The organism is Streptomonospora halophila, assembly GCF_039542725.1.
In the GTDB taxonomy this organism is placed as follows: domain Bacteria; phylum Actinomycetota; class Actinomycetes; order Streptosporangiales; family Streptosporangiaceae; genus Streptomonospora; species Streptomonospora halophila.
In genome coordinates, this window is record NZ_BAABIK010000074.1 from 1 (window position 1) to 1,516 (window position 1,516).

Consider the following 1,516-nt stretch of genomic DNA (forward strand, 5'->3'; position numbering starts at 1 on the left):
TGATCAGGTCGGCGGCGCGTTCGCCCACGGTCAACACCGTGACCATCGGGTTGGGCGAGGGCATCGTCGGAAACACCGACGCATCGGCCACACGCAGGCCCGACAACCCCCGCACACGCAACTCCGGATCCACCACCGCCGCAGGGTCGCCGGCGGCCCCCATCCGGCAGGTGCCGGCGGGATGATAGACCGTGTGGGCGGCCCTGCGGCCGTACTCGGAGAGCTCCTCATCGGTGGTCAGCGCCGGCCCGGGAGCCACCTCGCGCGTGATCCAGGACTTGAAGGGCTCGGTCGCGGCGATGTCGCGGGCGATGCGCAGCCCGTCGACGATCGTGCGCGCGTCGTAGTCGTCGGGGTCGGTGAAGTAGCGGAAGTCCAGCGCCGGCTGGACCGCCGGGTCGGCGCTGCGCAGCCACAGCTTGCCGCGCGAGCGCGAGCGCGGGATGTTGGGCGTCATGCACACGGCGTTGCGCGGGCCGGGCGAGTCGTAGCCCAGCCGGGCGGTGTTGTCGTCGAAGGGCACCTGGTAGATGTGGAACATCAGGTCGGGGCGGGGGTCGGCGGTGTCGCGGCGCACGAACAGCCCGCCGTCGGAGGCCATGACGGTGGTCTCGGGCACCTGCGGGCCGGTCTCCCACATGATGATCGACTCGGGGTGGTCGAGCAGGTTCTCGCCGACGCCGGGCAGATCGTGGTGCACGTCGATGCCGACCTCGCGCAGATCGGCGGCCGGGCCCACCCCCGACAGCAGCAGCAGGCGCGGGGTGTCGATGGCGCCCGCGCACAGCACCACCTCGCGTTCGGCGGTGATGGTCTGCTCCCGGCCGTCGGGGCCGGTGACGCGCACGCCGGTGGCGCGTTCGCCGTCCAGGACCAGCCGGTGCGCCCGGGTCTGCAGCATCAGCGTGAGGTTGCGGCGCACGTCCATGATCGGGTGCAGGTAGGCGACCGAGGCCGAGGAGCGGTGGCCGGTGTAGGGGTCGTAGGCGACCGGGAGGAAGCCCGCGCCCTGGCTGAAGCCGCCGCGGTGGGAGGTCTCGGCGTTGAAGTCCTCGATCACCGGGGCGCCGGTGGCGCGGGCGCAGGCGGTGATCCAGTCGGTGACCAGGGCGTTGCGGTGCTGGGGGGCGACGGGGGCGATGTTGTTCTTCAGCCGGTCGGCGTAGGCCTGGACGGTGGCGTTGTCCCAGCCGCGGGCGCCGGCGGCGACCCAGTCGTCGAGGTCGCGGGCGAACGGGCGGAAGCTGATCAGCGTGTTGTGGGAGGAGCAGCCGCCGAGGACGCGGGCGCGGGAGTGGACGATGTGGGAGTTGCCGCGGGGCTGCTCGACGGTGGTGTAGGCGTAGTCGAGGTCGCTTTCGAGCAGGTCCAGCCAGTCGCGCAGGCGCAGGACGCGTTCCTGGTCGCGGTCGCTGGGGCCGGCTTCGATGACGCAGACGCTGGTGCCGGGGTCCTCGGTGAGGCGGTTGGCGATCACCGAGCCCGCGGTCCCGCCGCCCACGACCACATAGTCGTA

At 72.3% G+C, this 1,516-nt stretch carries 1 protein-coding gene; it reads right to left on the bottom strand.

Features of this window, described 5'->3' with window-relative positions:
- A partial coding sequence (locus ABEA15_RS25505; RefSeq protein ID WP_345559613.1) for a GMC family oxidoreductase occupies positions 1 to 1,516 on the bottom strand: 1,516 nt, incomplete at both ends.